Origin of the sequence: Mycobacterium neglectum, assembly GCF_002591975.1 — a bacterium.
GTDB classification, from domain to species: domain Bacteria; phylum Actinomycetota; class Actinomycetes; order Mycobacteriales; family Mycobacteriaceae; genus Mycobacterium; species Mycobacterium neglectum.
Genome location: NZ_NVQE01000056.1, coordinates 1 through 14890 on the forward strand (window position 1 = coordinate 1; position 14890 = coordinate 14890).

Annotated in this window: 15 protein-coding genes; 9 read left to right on the plus strand and 6 right to left on the minus strand. The window is 64.7% G+C overall.

The annotated features are described in order from the left end of the window. Positions 1-123 precede the first annotated feature (123 nt). The gene (locus CSQ99_RS27575; RefSeq protein ID WP_099042179.1) at positions 124-657 is read right to left on the minus strand and encodes a hypothetical protein; all 534 of its coding nucleotides are present in this window, start codon (positions 655-657) and stop codon (positions 124-126) included. A 114-nt stretch (positions 658-771) separates the two neighbouring features. Continuing rightward, complete coding sequence (locus CSQ99_RS27580) at positions 772-2202, minus strand: WS/DGAT/MGAT family O-acyltransferase (protein WP_099042180.1); 1431 nt, start codon at positions 2200-2202, stop codon at positions 772-774. A gap of 111 nt (positions 2203-2313) precedes the next feature. Here CSQ99_RS27580 and CSQ99_RS27585 point away from each other — a divergent pair, with 111 nt between their 5' ends. Continuing rightward, positions 2314-2994 (plus strand): DUF427 domain-containing protein, encoded by a 681-nt coding sequence (locus CSQ99_RS27585; RefSeq protein ID WP_099042181.1) that lies wholly within the window; start codon positions 2314-2316, stop codon positions 2992-2994. Between the two features lie 91 nt (positions 2995-3085). Here the strand turns inward: CSQ99_RS27585 and CSQ99_RS27590 are convergent, their stop codons facing one another. Continuing rightward, entirely contained in the window at positions 3086-3772 is a 687-nt protein-coding gene (locus CSQ99_RS27590; RefSeq protein ID WP_099042182.1) for a TetR/AcrR family transcriptional regulator, read from the minus strand. Between the two features lie 116 nt (positions 3773-3888). Here CSQ99_RS27590 and CSQ99_RS27595 point away from each other — a divergent pair, with 116 nt between their 5' ends. From CSQ99_RS27595 to CSQ99_RS27610, 4 genes are read left to right on the plus strand one after another with little or no spacing between them, the layout of a single operon-like run. Further along, positions 3889-5019 carry a VOC family protein gene (locus CSQ99_RS27595; RefSeq protein WP_099042183.1) on the plus strand — a complete coding sequence of 377 codons (1131 nt, stop codon included), beginning with the start codon at positions 3889-3891 and terminating at the stop codon, positions 5017-5019. Continuing rightward, positions 5016-5954, plus strand: a complete 939-nt coding sequence (locus CSQ99_RS27600; protein ID WP_099042184.1) for a fumarylacetoacetate hydrolase family protein — start codon at positions 5016-5018, stop codon at positions 5952-5954. The genes CSQ99_RS27595 and CSQ99_RS27600 overlap by 4 nt, the downstream gene beginning before the upstream one ends. After that, positions 5951-7492 (plus strand): bifunctional 3-(3-hydroxy-phenyl)propionate/3-hydroxycinnamic acid hydroxylase MhpA, encoded by a 1542-nt coding sequence (mhpA, locus tag CSQ99_RS27605; RefSeq protein ID WP_099042185.1) that lies wholly within the window; start codon positions 5951-5953, stop codon positions 7490-7492. Before CSQ99_RS27600 ends, mhpA begins: the two co-directional genes overlap by 4 nt. After that, positions 7485-8675 (plus strand): cytochrome P450, encoded by a 1191-nt coding sequence (locus CSQ99_RS27610; RefSeq protein WP_099042186.1) that lies wholly within the window; start codon positions 7485-7487, stop codon positions 8673-8675. The genes mhpA and CSQ99_RS27610 overlap by 8 nt, the downstream gene beginning before the upstream one ends. 6 nt (positions 8676-8681) lie before the next feature. Here CSQ99_RS27610 and CSQ99_RS27615 read toward each other — a convergent pair whose 3' ends face one another. Continuing rightward, entirely contained in the window at positions 8682-9602 is a 921-nt protein-coding gene (locus CSQ99_RS27615; RefSeq protein WP_099042187.1) for an LLM class F420-dependent oxidoreductase, read from the minus strand. Between the two features lie 102 nt (positions 9603-9704). Between CSQ99_RS27615 and CSQ99_RS27620 the strand changes: the two genes are divergently transcribed. Further along, positions 9705-10550: a MaoC/PaaZ C-terminal domain-containing protein gene (locus CSQ99_RS27620; protein ID WP_099042188.1), complete on the plus strand. Its 846-nt coding sequence runs from the start codon at positions 9705-9707 to the stop codon at positions 10548-10550. Next, positions 10547-11479 (plus strand): LLM class flavin-dependent oxidoreductase, encoded by a 933-nt coding sequence (locus CSQ99_RS27625; RefSeq protein WP_099042189.1) that lies wholly within the window; start codon positions 10547-10549, stop codon positions 11477-11479. Before CSQ99_RS27620 ends, CSQ99_RS27625 begins: the two co-directional genes overlap by 4 nt. A gap of 87 nt (positions 11480-11566) precedes the next feature. Here the strand turns inward: CSQ99_RS27625 and CSQ99_RS27630 are convergent, their stop codons facing one another. Further along, positions 11567-12736, minus strand: coding sequence for an acyl-CoA dehydrogenase family protein (locus CSQ99_RS27630; RefSeq protein ID WP_099042190.1), 1170 nt, complete (start codon positions 12734-12736; stop codon positions 11567-11569). A gap of 45 nt (positions 12737-12781) precedes the next feature. Here CSQ99_RS27630 and CSQ99_RS27635 point away from each other — a divergent pair, with 45 nt between their 5' ends. Both CSQ99_RS27635 and CSQ99_RS27640 read left to right on the plus strand, forming a co-directional pair. Then, positions 12782-13450 (plus strand): GAP family protein, encoded by a 669-nt coding sequence (locus CSQ99_RS27635; RefSeq protein WP_218014621.1) that lies wholly within the window; start codon positions 12782-12784, stop codon positions 13448-13450. 17 nt (positions 13451-13467) lie between these two features. Continuing rightward, positions 13468-13944, plus strand: a complete 477-nt coding sequence (locus CSQ99_RS27640; RefSeq protein ID WP_099042207.1) for an SRPBCC family protein — start codon at positions 13468-13470, stop codon at positions 13942-13944. A 4-nt stretch (positions 13945-13948) separates the two neighbouring features. Here CSQ99_RS27640 and CSQ99_RS27645 read toward each other — a convergent pair whose 3' ends face one another. Then, positions 13949-14887 carry an alpha/beta hydrolase gene (locus tag CSQ99_RS27645; protein WP_099042191.1) on the minus strand — a complete coding sequence of 313 codons (939 nt, stop codon included), beginning with the start codon at positions 14885-14887 and terminating at the stop codon, positions 13949-13951. Positions 14888-14890 lie beyond the last annotated feature (3 nt).

A 14890-nucleotide genomic window follows, 5' to 3' on the forward strand; every position in this document is an offset into this window, starting at 1 on the left:
GATGACCGACCAGCGCCTGGGCATCCAACAGTTCCCGATCAGCGCGCTCCATGCCCTGCATCAACTCATCATCCCAGCTCAACGCCCATTTCATAGAAGGCACGCCGATTATTCAGCGCCCTCCTAGACGGAGTGCAGGGGGCGTAAAGCGTCCGCGCCGAGGCTGAACAGCGTCTCGGTTCCTGCGATCGGACTCTTCGACATCGTCGCCGCGCCCAGGGCATGTGCCTTGAAGGCGCGAGCGGCCGAACTCAGTCGGTGCTCGACGGGGTTGGCCTTGCGGCTGAATTCGGTCGGCCAGTCCTGGCCCCACACGGTCACCTGGGTCAGTCCGCGCTTCAGGATGCCCAGCACGCCTGCGCGGATCTGATCGTCCGCGAGTACGCCCGCGCTGACCGCGAGCGCACCGCCGTGTGAGGCCATTTGCATGATGTCGGACAGTTCTGTGTCGACGTCCAGTGGCGCCGCACCCAGGATCGCGAGCGGCCGCGTGTCCTGGTCGTCGGTGAGCACCACCCTGACGTCCCAGCCGGCTCTTGCCTTGTCACACATCCACCCGCCGGCCGATCCGACCAGGTCGACAATGCTCGCGGCAACCACGGTCAGCTGATAGCGACGGCTCCCGATGGGATTCGATTCGTCGAGGGGCAGAGGCACATACGAAGCGTGACACTTTCCCGAGGATCTGTAAAGGCTGACTTTTTGTCCGATATGACGGATTCTGAGGATCTGTAAACCTTGGCGGGATGGCTCAACAGGCGTAGCGGGAGGTCACCCCACCGCGGCGGCCATCGGCATCGCGGCGCCAACGGCCCTCAGCTCGCCCGATAGGCCTGACGCCTCGCGAATCTCGACGAACGCATCGATGATCGCGTCGGTTGCCTCGTGAGGGTCGGCGAGGGTGACATCGTCGGTCAGTACCGAGATCGCGAGCTGGTCGACATAGCTCCAGACCGTGATGTTCATCCCGCTGCCTGCCACCACCGGTCCGACCGAGTAGATCTCGGTGACCATGCCGCCTTCGATGAAGCCCCGATCGCGGGGCCCCGGCACGTTCGACACCGTCAGGTTGAACACGCTTGCCGACTCGACTCGCCTGGCCTGGCGGCGGAATATTCCTGGCGCCATGGCAGGCGGAAGGTAGGACATCCATGCCGGCAGCACCGCGGGTCCGAGCAGTTGGTGATTCTCTTTGGCGATGCCCGTGGACAACGCGGTCAGCCGCACCCGCTCCAGCGGATCCTCGATGTGCACCGGCAACGACGGTGTGATGTACGTGAATTCGTTGCCCGCCAACCGCTCTCGAGAAGGATTGGTGCTCACGGGAACACCGGCGAGCAATGGCGATTCGGCCTTTCCGTCGTAACGCAGCTGCAGGCGACGCAGCGCACCTGCGACCGTCGCCAACACGATGTCGTTCAACGTGACGCCCAGGTGCTTGCCGGTCTCCTTCACATCAGACAGCGCCAGCGGCGCCGTGGCGAACCGCCGTGTCGGTGTCACCACGTGATTGAGAAAGGACGGCGGCGGCGCGAAGTTACGGGCCAGATCCGGATGCTCCCCGCGTTCCTTGGACCGCCGACGCACCCGCGACACCCCCGTGGCAGTCTCGCTCACCAGCCGCGGCAGCTTGCGGATCAACCCCACGTGATCCGCTCCCGCGCCCTTGAGCAGGCTCAAGCGACTGCGCGACGACACGGGCAGTGTCCTCGGCGGGACCTCCACCGGTTCGTGCGGTTCCATCGCCTTCGCCATCTGATTGGCCGAGGCGACGCCGTCAGCGAGGACGTGGTGGACCTTGTGAATGATTGCGACGCGGTTCTCAGCCAGTCCCTCGGCCAGATACATCTCCCACAGCGGATGGTCGCGGTCCAGCGGTGTGCTGGCGATATCACCGATCAGCGCGTCGAGTTCCCGGCGGCCGCCGGGCGCAGGCACCCGCACCTGATGCAGGTGGTAGTCCAGGTCGATGTCGTCGTTCTCCACCCACATCGGATGATGCAACTTCATCGGGATATCCACGAGTTGGTAGCGCAGCGGTGCCAGATCCATCAATCGCGGATAGGCCACGCGCCGGAACATCTCGAAGCTGAAGCCATCGACACCCGACACGTCGAGCACGCCGATCTTCAGCGTATGCATGTGGATCTCGGGCGTCTCGCTGTACAGCATCAAAGCGTCGACGCCGTTGAGTCGTTTCACATCCCACCCCGTCCGCCGTCGTACCCGCTGTGTCTGCCAATCACACTCCTTCGTTGGCAAAGTCACACCACTTCGCCAAAGATCGTCGAGGGTTCGGGTAAAGCTGGAGTCATGAGTCTCGTCACCGGACGCGGTCCGCTGAGCGCGGATCCCGCCGGATGGTTCTCGCCGCCACTGGCTGCAGGCACGGTTTTCGTCGAACCCCACCGTCGCCGAGTGCAGGCGTTGCGAGGCGGTCACGCGGTGATCGACACCGAGCGGGCGTTGTTGGTGCACCGGCCAGACCGACCCTTGAGCTACGCGTTCCCGGTTGACGAGGTCGGGGACCTGCCCGTTGAGCCGGTGGCCGAGGCTCATGGATTCGTCCAGGTGCCATGGGATGCCGTCGATGCGTGGCTGGAGGAAGGCCGGCGCCTCGTCCACTATCCGCCCAATCCGTATCACCGCGTCGACTGCCGGCCGACCGATCGCCGACTGCACGTCGCGCTCGGCGACGAGGTCCTGGTGGACACGACCGACACCGTGATCGTCTTCGAAACGGCCCTCGAACCGCGTCTCTACGTCGCCCCCTCACTGGTGCGCACCGACCTGCTGCGACGCTCGGAGACGAGCAGCTACTGCAACTACAAGGGCTACGCGACCTACTGGTCTGCGGTTCGCGAGGACACCGGGGTCATCGAGGACGTCGCCTGGAGTTACGAAGAGCCGCTGCCCGAAACCCTGCCCATCAGAGGATATTTCAGCTTCGACCCCGAAAAGATAGACGTGGTCGCGGAACTGCCCCGGCCTTGAGTTCGCAGGCTATAACGCGGGCCGCGGCCCCCGCTTGACCGCGTTGCCTACGGTTGCGTCCTTCTAGCCGTTCTCGGCGCTGAAACTGAACTTATGCAGGTGCTCTACGCGAAATAGCCTGCATATCTTCAGTTTCGGTGAGGCCATCGAGATCGGGCAATGGGCGACTGCAGATTTCACGAGCCTCGTCGGCAGACAGTCCGAATAACCGCAGGATGTCTTCGGTGACCGCGTCGGCCGCTTCGGCGTCGTCGCGCTCGGGTTGATTGCGCAACAGATTGCCCAGCCCGAGAAGTGCGCCACCCGCCATGGCCAACGCGAGTTCGGGATCCTTGATGGTGAATCGGCCCACCCGGTTGGCCTCTCGGATATCACGCAGGGCGCGTGGCGCCAGCCCCTTCTCGGATGCCAACAGCGTCATACCGTTCGCCAGCAGGATCTGACTCTCGTCCGGACGACGGCGGAACATCCGCCCGGTAAGCCGGTAGCTGCGGGCGAACGTCTCGGCGGGGTCCTCAATGGATGATGTGAGCTCGTCCAGCAGCGCGCCGTGGGTGTCGAGCACCTCAGTGATCGCAGCCTCGAACAGCTGCTCTTTGCTCTCGAAGTGGTTGTAGAAGGACCCCATCCCCACATCCGCCGCCTGCGTGATCTCCAGGACGGGCACGTTGACCTTCCCCGCGGCGATAAAGCTCTGTGCCGCCTTGATCAACGCCGCGCGTGTGCGCTGTTTACGCCGCTCCAGGCGATTCACCGACGCCTCCGATTGATCGCTCACCGACCCAAGATAGCAGCTTTCATCACTTTTGATGATTTCGTCAGAATCTCTTGACTGAGTGTTACGTCGTATGTGACGATTTCGTCAGTCAGTTGAATCGCAAGGGGAGGTGACGCATGAGCGACGTCGTCGGCACCCACAGTGACCTGCACAGCGAGCAGGGGGCCCGAGTCGGTGAGCATCCCGGACGGTCGCGAAATCCGGTGATCAAGGTCGCCGATATCGCGTGGCTGGAGTTCGAGAAACCGGACCTCATGCGGGCGGAATCGTTTGCGCAGGCGTTCGGCTTCGCCACCGCGCTGCGTACCCGCGACGAGGTGCAGCTGCGCGGCGCCGATCCCGGCGCGGCATGTGTGATCGTGCGCCGGGGCGCCCGCTCCCGCTTCGTCGGAACCGCGTTCGCCGCCCAGGACGAAGTCGACGTATTACGCCTCGCCGACGCAACGGGCACGGCCGTGACGGCACTACCCGAATCCATCGGCGGTGTGTCGACCGAGCTGGTAGACCCGAGCGGACTTCCGGTCAAGGTGGTTGCGGGCATGCACACGCTGCCCGCGCTGCCCCGCCAGGAAGCGCATGTCTTCAACTTCGGCGACCGGGTCACACGTACCAACGCCACGCAACGCCCGACCCGCGCCCCGGCCGGCGTTCAACGACTCGGACACGTCGTTGTTTCGTCGACCAGGTACACCGAGGCCTTGAACTGGTACCTCGATACCCTCGGCATGATCGTCAGCGACTTCCTCTACTACCCCGACCAGCGCGACCGCGGCCCGGTCATGAGCTTCATGCGCTGCGACCGGGGAGCGGTCCCCACAGATCACCACACCCTGGCGATGACACTGGGGCCGGTCAACCGCTACGTGCACTCCGCGTACCAGGTGTGCGACCTAGACGCACTCGCCGCCGGAGGCGAATTCCTTCGCGAGCGTGGTTATTTCCGGTCGTGGGGCATCGGCCGTCACATCCAGGGCAGCCAGCTGTTCGACTACTGGCGCGACCCCGATGGATTCCTGGTCGAGCACTTCGCCGACGGCGACATGTTCGACAACACGCTGGAGCCGGGCTGGGCACCGTTTACGGCGTCGGGCCTGTCTCAATGGGGACCGGCGGTGACCAAGGACTTCCTTGGCATCAACCCCAAAGCGCTTCCCCACGAGGCGCTCTCGATGGTCACCGCGCTCCGCACCAAGAACGAATTCTCCCTCACCCGCCTTCGCGGCCTGCTGAAAGTAGCCACTTCATGACCACGTCCATTCTCCGTACCGCCGACGCCTGGTGGGTCCAGACTCCTGCCGGTGCAGCGAAAATCGCCACCACCGCAACCACCACCCGCGACCTGATCACCGACCGCGAAGCCATCGAATGGGCCGCTTACAGCACCGATACGGTGCCGGTTGAATCGTTGACGTTGCTCTCCCCGGTGACGCGACCCTGCCGCGTCGTTGCACAGATGACGAACTTCGCGTCGCACGTCAAGGACGCCGGCATGGACCCCGCATCGATCCCGCTGACCTTCTTCCGCAAGTCGTCGGCATCGATCAGTGGCCCGTTCGACGACATCGTCAAGCCCGGCCACGTGAAGTTGCTCGACTACGAGGTCGAAATCGGCCTGGTGATCGGGCAGGACATCCCCGTCGGCACCAAGATCTCGGAATCAGCACTGTCTGACTACATCGCCGGACTTGTTGTGACCAACGACGTCTCGGCCCGCGACATTCAGCTGCCCCAGACGCAGTTCTACGAGGGCAAGTCCTATCCGACGTTCACGCCGGTTGGACCGGCACTGGTGCTGGTCGACGCCGACGAGTTGAAGCGCTTCACCGATCTGCGTCTGCAATTGCGCGTCAACGGTGAGATTCGCCAGGACATGATCGTCGGCGACGACATGCTCTACCGTCCGGTGCAGGCACTGGAATCGCTCGCCCGATTCCAGGATCTGGCCCCGGGCGATCTCATCATGACGGGCACTCCTGTCGGCACGGCGCTCAGCGCCCCGCCGAAACCGATCGAGATCATCGGTTCTTTATTGCCTCCCGCGGTCAAGTGGAAAGCGTTCTTCAAGCGCCAAGCCAAAAACGCCAAGTACCTCAAGCACGGCGATGTCGTCGAGCTCGGTGTCGCGACTGATGACGGCACCATCGATCTGGGCACCCAGCGCACCGCCGTGAGGTACTCGTGACGAGGGAGACCTCGTACCCCGTCGTCATCGTGGGCGCAGGACCCACCGGCGTCACCGCCGCAACCCTGTTGGCACAGTATGGAATCAGCGCACTGGTCCTGGATCGGTGGGCCGACGTCTATGCGCAGCCACGTGCAGTCCATCTCGACGATGAGATCTACCGCGTCCTGGCACGCCTCGGCATCGCCGAGGAGTTCGCCGCGATCTCGCGACCCGCACAGGGGCTGCGACTCCTCGATCCCGCGATGCGCGTTCTGGCCGAATGGCAACGCGACACCACGCTCAGCGAGAATGGATTCCCCCAGGCGAACATGTTCGACCAACCAGCGCTCGAGATGCTGCTGCGGACGAATCTGAAGCGATATCCAAACGCCGAATTACGGGGCAACGTCGTTGTCACCCGTATCGACGAAAGACGCGACGGGCGGACGCGGGTCACGTATCTCGATCGCACCGACGACTCCGAGCATTCGGTCGATGCGGATTACGTGCTGGGCTGCGACGGCGCCAACAGCATCGTGCGCAGACATATCGGATCTGCCATGCGCGATATGAGATTCGAGCAGCGCTGGCTGGTCATAGACGTGGCCACCGGTGCCGAGCTCGACCAGTGGGAGGGCGTCCATCAGGTGTGTGACCCCGAGCGGGCGGGCACCTATATGAGGATCGGGCCGACACGCTACCGCTGGGAGTTCCGGCTGCTACCGGGCGAGTCGGTCGCCGCCTTCGGCACACTCGCGGCATTGAGGCCTCTGATGGCTCCGTGGATCTCGCGCGTCTGCGACGACGAACTCGAGTTGCTTCGCGTGACCGAGTACACCTTTCGAGCGCAGCTGGCCGACCGGTGGCGACGTGGAAACATCTTCCTGTTGGGTGACGCCGCCCATCTCACTCCCCCGTTCATCGGACAGGGTCTGGGCGCGGGTGTGCGCGACGCGATGAACCTCGCATGGAAGCTCGCTGCCGTCATCGCAGGCGATCTTCCTCGTACTGCGCTCGACAGTTACGAGCAGGAACGCATACCGCACGCTCGGCACATGATTCGGCTCGCACTGGGTGTCGGGTGGGCGATGACGGCCGGCGGCGAGTTCGGCAATCTCATGCGACGACTGGTCGTCACGCGCATCAGGTTCGTCCCAGGACTCCGGAACAAACTGACCGAAGGCCGCACACCCGCCTTGTGCGGCTCTGCGTTCGTCCACCGCAGGCGCACTGCTCGGAATCTCGCAGGAACGCTGTGCCCCAATCCAGTCGTTGCCGACGGGCGCAGGCTCGACAGTGTCCTCGGCGATGGCTTCGCGCTGGTCACCAGCCAGACGCCCACCGACGCGCAGCGCGCGATACTCGACGAGCGCGGCGCTTTGGTTCACATCGCCAACCCCGACAGCGAACTCGCCGGTTACCTGACCCATGCCCGCGTCACCGCGGCGATCATCCGGCCCGACCGCACGGTGATGTACGCGGGTCGCGACCTGGGCAGGATCTGCGAGCGGTTTCCGACCTTCCGCCCGCACACGAGAATTCGATCGAATGCCTAGAGTGACCAAAGGTGTTCCCGTCCATCGACCGAGCATCTACACGACCGATGCCATCGTCGACCCACACCCGCACTACGCGAAGCTGCGCAGGCTCGGGTCCGTCGTGTGGCTGTCCAGGCACCGGGTGTATGCACTGCCGAGGTACACCGAGTGCAAGGCAGTCCTGCGCGACGACAAGACCTTCGTCTCCGGCGCAGGCGTCGCACTGAACAAGCTGACCAACCGCCTTTCCCGCGGCACCACGTTGAGCAGCGACGGCGCCGAACACGATCAGCGCCGCAAGCTCGTCGCGCATCGCTTGCTCCCCCGCGCTCTGCGCAGCATCGAGGACGACGTGCAAGCGCAGGCCGGCCGCGTGGTCGACGCTGCACTCGGGCGCGACGAGGTCGACGGCGTCGAGGATCTGGCGTGCGCGTTGCCGATGGCCGTCGTCCCTGACCTCATCGGCTGGCCTCGTGTGCAACGCGAGAACCTCTTGCCTTGGGGTGCAGCGACATTCGACATCCTCGGGCCGATGAACCGGCAGGCACTGAAATCACTACCCGCGTCGTTGCGCATGCTGGGCTACGCCAAACGTGTCGTCCGTGAGCGCACCCTCAGCGAGGGCAGTGTCGGTCACGAAGTACTTCTGGCCGCCGATGAGGGCCGGGTACCGCACGAAGAGCTGGCAGCGCTGATGATCGACTACATCGCACCGTCCCTGGACACCACGATCAGCGCCATCTCCAACGCGCTGCACCTGTTCGCCCAACACCCCGATCAGTGGCGGCTTCTCAAAGAGGATCCGGCCTTGATCCCAGGCGCCGTCAACGAGGTCGTCCGCTACGAATCTCCGTTGCGAGCGTTCTCTCGCCACGTGCGCCATGACACCGACATTTCCGGACACCGGATCCCTGCCGGTGCACGGGTCTTGATCATCTACGCGTCAGCAAACCGCGACGACCGCGAGTGGGAGTCGCCCCAACGCTTCGACATTCGGCGCGACGCCGCACGTCAGCTCGGCTTCGGCCATGGAGCGCACGCCTGCGCCGGACAGGGGTTGGCGCGGCTGGAAACCCAGGCCATGCTGCGGGCTCTCGTCGCTAGGGTCGACCGGATCGAGTTGGTGGCGCCGCCGACGTGGGCGCCGAACAACATCATCCGCCGACACGAGCGGCTACCGCTGAAGCTGACCGCGGCTTGATCCCGCTCAACTCACAGCCTTGATCACCGAGCTGCCGAAGCGTTCGATCGTCTCGAGCACGTGCGCCAGATTGTCGCCAGGCAACCCTACCTGCACCCACGTGACTCCCACCGCCGCAAGCTTTTCCAAACCGGTGAGATAGGCGTCGGCGTTGAACTCGTCGCTGCCGGGGCTGCCGCCGTCGGCGTTGGTGAACGTGATGTCGATGCCCGTGAAATCCCGGCCCGCGGCGTCGAACCGGCGACGCAGATCCTCGACACCTTCGGCCAGCACCTCGGAATCCATCACCGCCGTGCGCGCGGTCTGAGCCAGCATCGCCGGCGCGGGGAACGGGCACCAGCCGTCACCGTAATTGACGACACGCTTGCGCGCGGCCGACGTGTTTCCACCGATCCAGATCGGCGGATGCGGTGTGCTCACCGGCCTCGGATGGGCAGTGATGCCCTTGGCGCTGAAATGCTTGCCCTCGAAGGAGAAGTCGTCGGTGGTCCAGATACCCCGGATCACCTCCAGGGCTTCCTCGAACAACGCCGCGCGTTCCTCGAAGTCCACGCCCAAGGCGGTGAACTCCCGCTTGAGGTAGCCGACGCCGACCCCGAGCGTGAACCGCCCTTCGGACAGCAGATCGAGCGTCGCGCCCGCCTTGGCCACCACGAACGGATTGCGATACGGCAGCACGACGATGTTCGGGATCAGCCGCAGCGTCGTGGTGCGCGCGGCGGCGTAGCCCATCGCCACGAACGGGTCCACCGCGTCGTGTCCGCCCGACTCCAACCATCGTTGCGAGGGCGCAGGATGATCGGTGAATCCGAATCCATGAAACCCGGCCGCCTCGGCGGCCGCCGCGACGGTGGCGATGCCCGAACCCGTCACCAGCTCCGGGTTGTAGGGATGGCTGTGCATCGGATGAGTGAACGTGAACCGCATGTGTGTACTCCGTCTTAGAACAATCTTCTCGTTTTCTGAGAATGTCGTTACCATGCGAATCACGGAAAGTACAGCGTTCGCGCCGCAGGAGGGTCACCGGGAATGAGCGAGACCGTCGTGTCGCTGGTGGCCGGCGCCAGGCACGGCCCGTTCCCCGGTCGTCTCGACCCCGACACCATTGCCCGCTATGCCGGTGCGACAGGCGACCCGACGCCATCGGTGCTGGCCGGACTCACGATGCCGGCCGTGTTTCCGGCAATCCTCGTTTCCACCCCCAGCGAGGCAGCTAGAGGCGATCTGCCCGAGTCGGTCTGGCAGCGCGTCCGCGGCGGGGTACACGGCGCACACGACATCGTGCTGCACCGGCCGCTGGCCCCTGGTGAGTCGCTGCAGACGTGGTCGCAGATATCGGCGGTCCGGACAACACGGGCGGGCACACGGGTCGTGATGCGGTTCGAACAGGTCGACGCCGACGGGGCGATCGCCGTCGAACAGTGGTGGACGATGGTGCTGCTCGGACTTCAGGGCGTCGCCGACCTCGGCAGCACACCGGCCGATCACGGCTTCCCCGACGACGCCCGAGCGCACCCCCTCGGATCCGTCACCCACCACATCGATTCCGACGTCGCGCATCGCTACGCCGAGGTGTCCGGGGACTGGTCGGCGCATCACTTCGACCTCGAGGTGGCCCGCGCGGCCGGTTTCGACTTCGTGTTCACGCACGGCCTGTGCACGATGGCGATCTGCACTCACCGGCTGCTCGGCGTGTTGGGCGTCGACGACCCCGGTCGGGTTCGGCGGGTTGCGGTGCGATTCGCATCGCCCACTCCCCTGGAGTGCGATCTCACCGTGAATGCCTTTGGCATATCGGAACATTCGTTTGCCTTCGAGGCGGTCACGAACGGTACGACGACCATTACCCATGGAAGGTTGGAGCTGCGATCATGAACAAGCCGGAGATCGGGGTCTATCTGCCGCAGATGGGTTTCACCTACGACCAGATCCTGCATCGCACGCTGCGCTGCGAGCAACTCGGCATCGACTCGATATGGCTCTACGACCACCTCTACGCGCCGGGGATGCCGGACTACCCGTCCATGGAGGCGTGGACGCTGGCGACCGCACTGCTCAGCCGCACCGAACGTATCCGGGTCGGACACATGGTGCTGTGCAACCAGTTCCGTCATCCGGCAGTCCTGGCCAAGATGGCGACGACGCTGGACCAGATATCGGCTGGCAGGCTTGCACTCGGCATCGGCAGCGGTTCCATCGAGGATGAACACTCCCGCCTCGGGTTGGCGTGGGGGTCATTCGTCGAGCGGTCTGAACGCCTGGGCGAGACGCTGCAGATTCTGCATCAGGCTTTCGCCGACGAGTCGATAGATTTCACCGGAAAGCATTTCGTCGTCAAGGACATGCCGATCAAACCCGGTCCGGTGCAGCAGCCAAGACCGCCGATCGTCGTAGGCGGGGTCGGCGAGAAGTACACCCTGCCGTTGGTCGCGCGCTACGCAGACGTCTGGAACGTCCCGACGTATGCGCTGGGCGAACTCGAGCACAAGATCTCGGTGCTGCGATCGATCTGTGGCGAGATCGGCCGCGACCCATCGACGATCGTGATGTCGATCGAGGCGGTCATGGCGGTCGCCGCCGACGACGCATCGCTGCCCGGTGTGCGCCACCTGGCCGAGAAGCGTTTCGGTATACCGGCATTCGGCCTCAAGGAGGGCGGCCTCGTCGGCACACCGTCAATGATCGTCGACCGCCTGCACGAATTGCAGGAGCTGGGATTCGGCCAGATCGTTTTGTTCACTCACGACCGCGGATCCGACGAGACACTCGACCTGCTCACCGCCGAGGTAATCGCGAAACTCTAGATCCGGTCCTTCGCGCGAACGTGGGTTACCCGCACACTTTTGCGGACAATGTGTGCATCGAGCCCACACTCGGCGAAGCGCACGCCATCACGCATACTTCGCCTTGGCCACCGGCGGCGCGTAGGCGGGACGCCCGAGGCCAAGCGCATGCTGGGCGATCATGTTGCGGAACACCTCGAGGGTCCCGCCGTAAATGCCGGTAGGCCCTGCGAGCCGGAAGACGTACTCGGCTCCCCCGTCGGCTTGAGCGCCATGCGCGTCGACGGGAAGTGTGGAAACCGCTCCCTGGATGTCCATCAGTTCCAAGGACACATCGCGCATGGTCTGCGCGTTGGCAACGCGGCCGAACATGTCCGGAGTGCTCATCGCCGCTTCCATCCTCGCGATTCCGCGACCCAGTCGATACTTCACCGCATCATCGTCGTCTGCCAGCGCTGCGACCTTGTCGATGGCCTCGGCGAGTAACACGAGATGCTCCGCCATGGCCGCCACCTTCTGCAGACCGTCCGCGGCGCGTGCGACGGTGCCGTGCTCGTCGTTGAGCGCGTCGCGCAGCACGGTCCAGCCGCCGTTGACCTCACCGAGGCGGTATCTGTCGTCGACGCGCACATCGCTGTAGTACGTGATGTTGGTGCGGTCGCCGTCGACAGTGCGCAGCGGTTGAATCTCGACACCCGGCGAGTCCAACGGAACGAGGAACATGGTCAGGCTCTGATGTTTCGGCGCGGACGGATCGGTGTTGGTGATCAGGAATACGTACGAGGCGTTTTGCGCGTTGGAGGTGAACATCTTCGAGCCGTTGATGATCCAGCCGTCCCCGTCACGGACCGCGCGCGTCTTGCAGGTCGCAACATCGGACCCGCCCTCCGGCTCGGTGTAGCCAAGGCACATCCGAATCCGGCCCGACAGAGCTCGCTCCATCACCTCGTCCTGGAGCGCGGGCGAACCGAAATCCCGTACCGCCCGGGCCACCATCGCCGTCGTGCCCCAATGGAACCACGGGGTATGGGCCCTGCCGATCTCGAGGTTCCAGAGGCGGCGCCGGAGGCGATTGAACCCACCGCCGGCTTCGTCGTTGAACTCGGCGGCCAGGTAGCCGGCCTCCCCGAGCGCGAGGTGGACGCCTTCGTCGAAGTTCTCGCCCGACTCGCGGTCTCGCCGGATGACCTCATCGGTGACGAGGGTCGTCAGCAATGCCCGGAGCTCGTCCTGGAACACCTGGTCGTCAGGAGACAGTTCGACGCGGGAGAAGTCCACTCACCGAGCGTGACACTTTCGGATTGATCTGTAAAGTCATGCCTGATGTCGTCCGTTTTTGGCCAACTTCTCGCACCGGCGATGGTGGTTGCGATATCGCCGTTCTCGATAATCATCGCCATCTTCCTGGTGCTCCATACCGATCGCGCCCTGGCCAACGGCGTGGCATTCCTCCTGGGCAGGCTGCTGACCCTCGCCGCAGTAACGGCCGCATTCCTGCAGGCGCCCCGGCTGATCGGCAGCCTCAACCGGCCGGTCTCGCCACGGATACTGATCGTTCTCGGCGGCATACTCCTGGGGATCGGCATGTGGGTCTGGTTGCGGCGAGATCGGATGACCGAGGAACCGCCGTGGCTCAGCAGATTCAGCCGGCTGACCCCCGTCGGCGCAACGGCGATCGGGGCGCTTCTGGTGTTGACGAATCCGAAGATGCTGGCCGCAACCGCGGCAGCAGGGCTGCTCATCGGCACCGCAGGTATCGGCACCGCAGGTATCGGCATCGCGGGGGCTAGTGGCGCCGTCGCGTACTACTCGGCGGTCGCCAGTTCGACGGTCGCGGTCCCGGTGCTCACCTACATCGCGGTCGGCGCGCGCGCCGCCGACCAACTCACCCGTCTCAAAGAGTGGCTGCACCGACGCAGCGGGCACGTGTCGGCGGTCATCCTCGTGGCGGTCGGAATCACCGTGCTGTTCATGGGAATCAGCGAACTGTAAACCGAAGGAGCATGTCCGTGGGCATCGTCACCACAAGCTCGGAGACGGCATTCAGCCAATCACCCGAGGCGATCTACGACTTCGTGACCAACCCTGCCAACTGGACCAAGACGTACCCGGGTGGTCCGGATATCCGCAACCTCCCGAACCGGCTGCCGCTACAGGTCGGTGATACCTGGGACGAGGCCCACCCCGATCCCGCTAAGGACCGAGTCTTCACGTGGCAGCTGGCGATGGCCGTGCGGCCCACACTGTTCGTCTTCAGCTCCATCGGGCGCCTTGGACACGACAGTCAGGGCGACGGCGGACTCGAAGGACGGATGACGATCGAGTATCAGTTCACCCAACCCGGTGATGGCGTCACGCTCTTCAGCAGGACCATGACCATCGAGGGCTACCGGCACGCCCCGCTGAGCGACGGCTTCTTCCGAATGGTCAACCCGGCGCATATCGACGCGTATCACGCCGCGGTCGCCAGGGAACTGGGCGCGTAAATTGTCAGCACAAGGCTTTACGCAGCGCGGTTCCTTGCATCTCGAACAGACGCTGGCTCGTCTCCCAGTCCGGGACTAGCGAGTCGAATCCGTGGCAGGTGCCGGGGAACACGTGCAGTTCGGTGGCAACACCTGCCCACATGAGCCTCAGCGCGTAGTCCATGGCTTCGTCACGCAGCGGGTCGAGTTCCGAGCAGGTGATCAACGCGCTTGCGACACCGGATAACTCGCGAATACGACCGGGCGCGGCATCCACGGGCACTGTTCCGTCGCCGACATGCTGTCCGTGACCGAGGTAGTGCCGCCACATCTGCTCGACCGCCGGGCCGTCGAATCCGGGTGTGGTGACGAATTCGTCTTTCGACGGCGTCGGCCGATCGTCGAGCACGGGTTGATGCAACAACTGGAACACGATGGACGGCGCGGCTCCGTCGGCGGCGCACTGCGCAAGGCGAGCGGCCAGTGCCGCACCCGCGCTGCTGCCCGCGACCGCGAGCCGACCCGGGTCGACACCCAGCTCAGACGCGTTCTCCGCCACCCAGTTCAGCGCCGTCTTCGCATCCTCCAGCGCTGCAGGGTGCGGATGTTCGGGGGCCAGTCGATAGTCGACCGAGACGACCGTGCAGCTTCCCTGCCTGGCGAACTGGACACACTGCCGATGATCCGTGTCGAGGTTGCCCAACGCGAAAGCCCCAGAGTGGCAGTAGATCACCGCCGGCGAGGGGGCTGCGGCGCCGCGATAGATCCGCACCGGCACCGATTCCGCCTCGCGCTGTTCGATCTCCACCCCAGCTGTATTGACGTCTCTCGATGTCTCGCCACGGCGCTGGTTGAGAGAGTCGCGAACGACGCCGAGCAGGTTCGGCGACAGATCGGTCCTGGCTGCCGCCAGGTGGCGCAATGCGGGATCGAGCCGCGGCAAGAAGTCGGTATCAGCGGACATGGT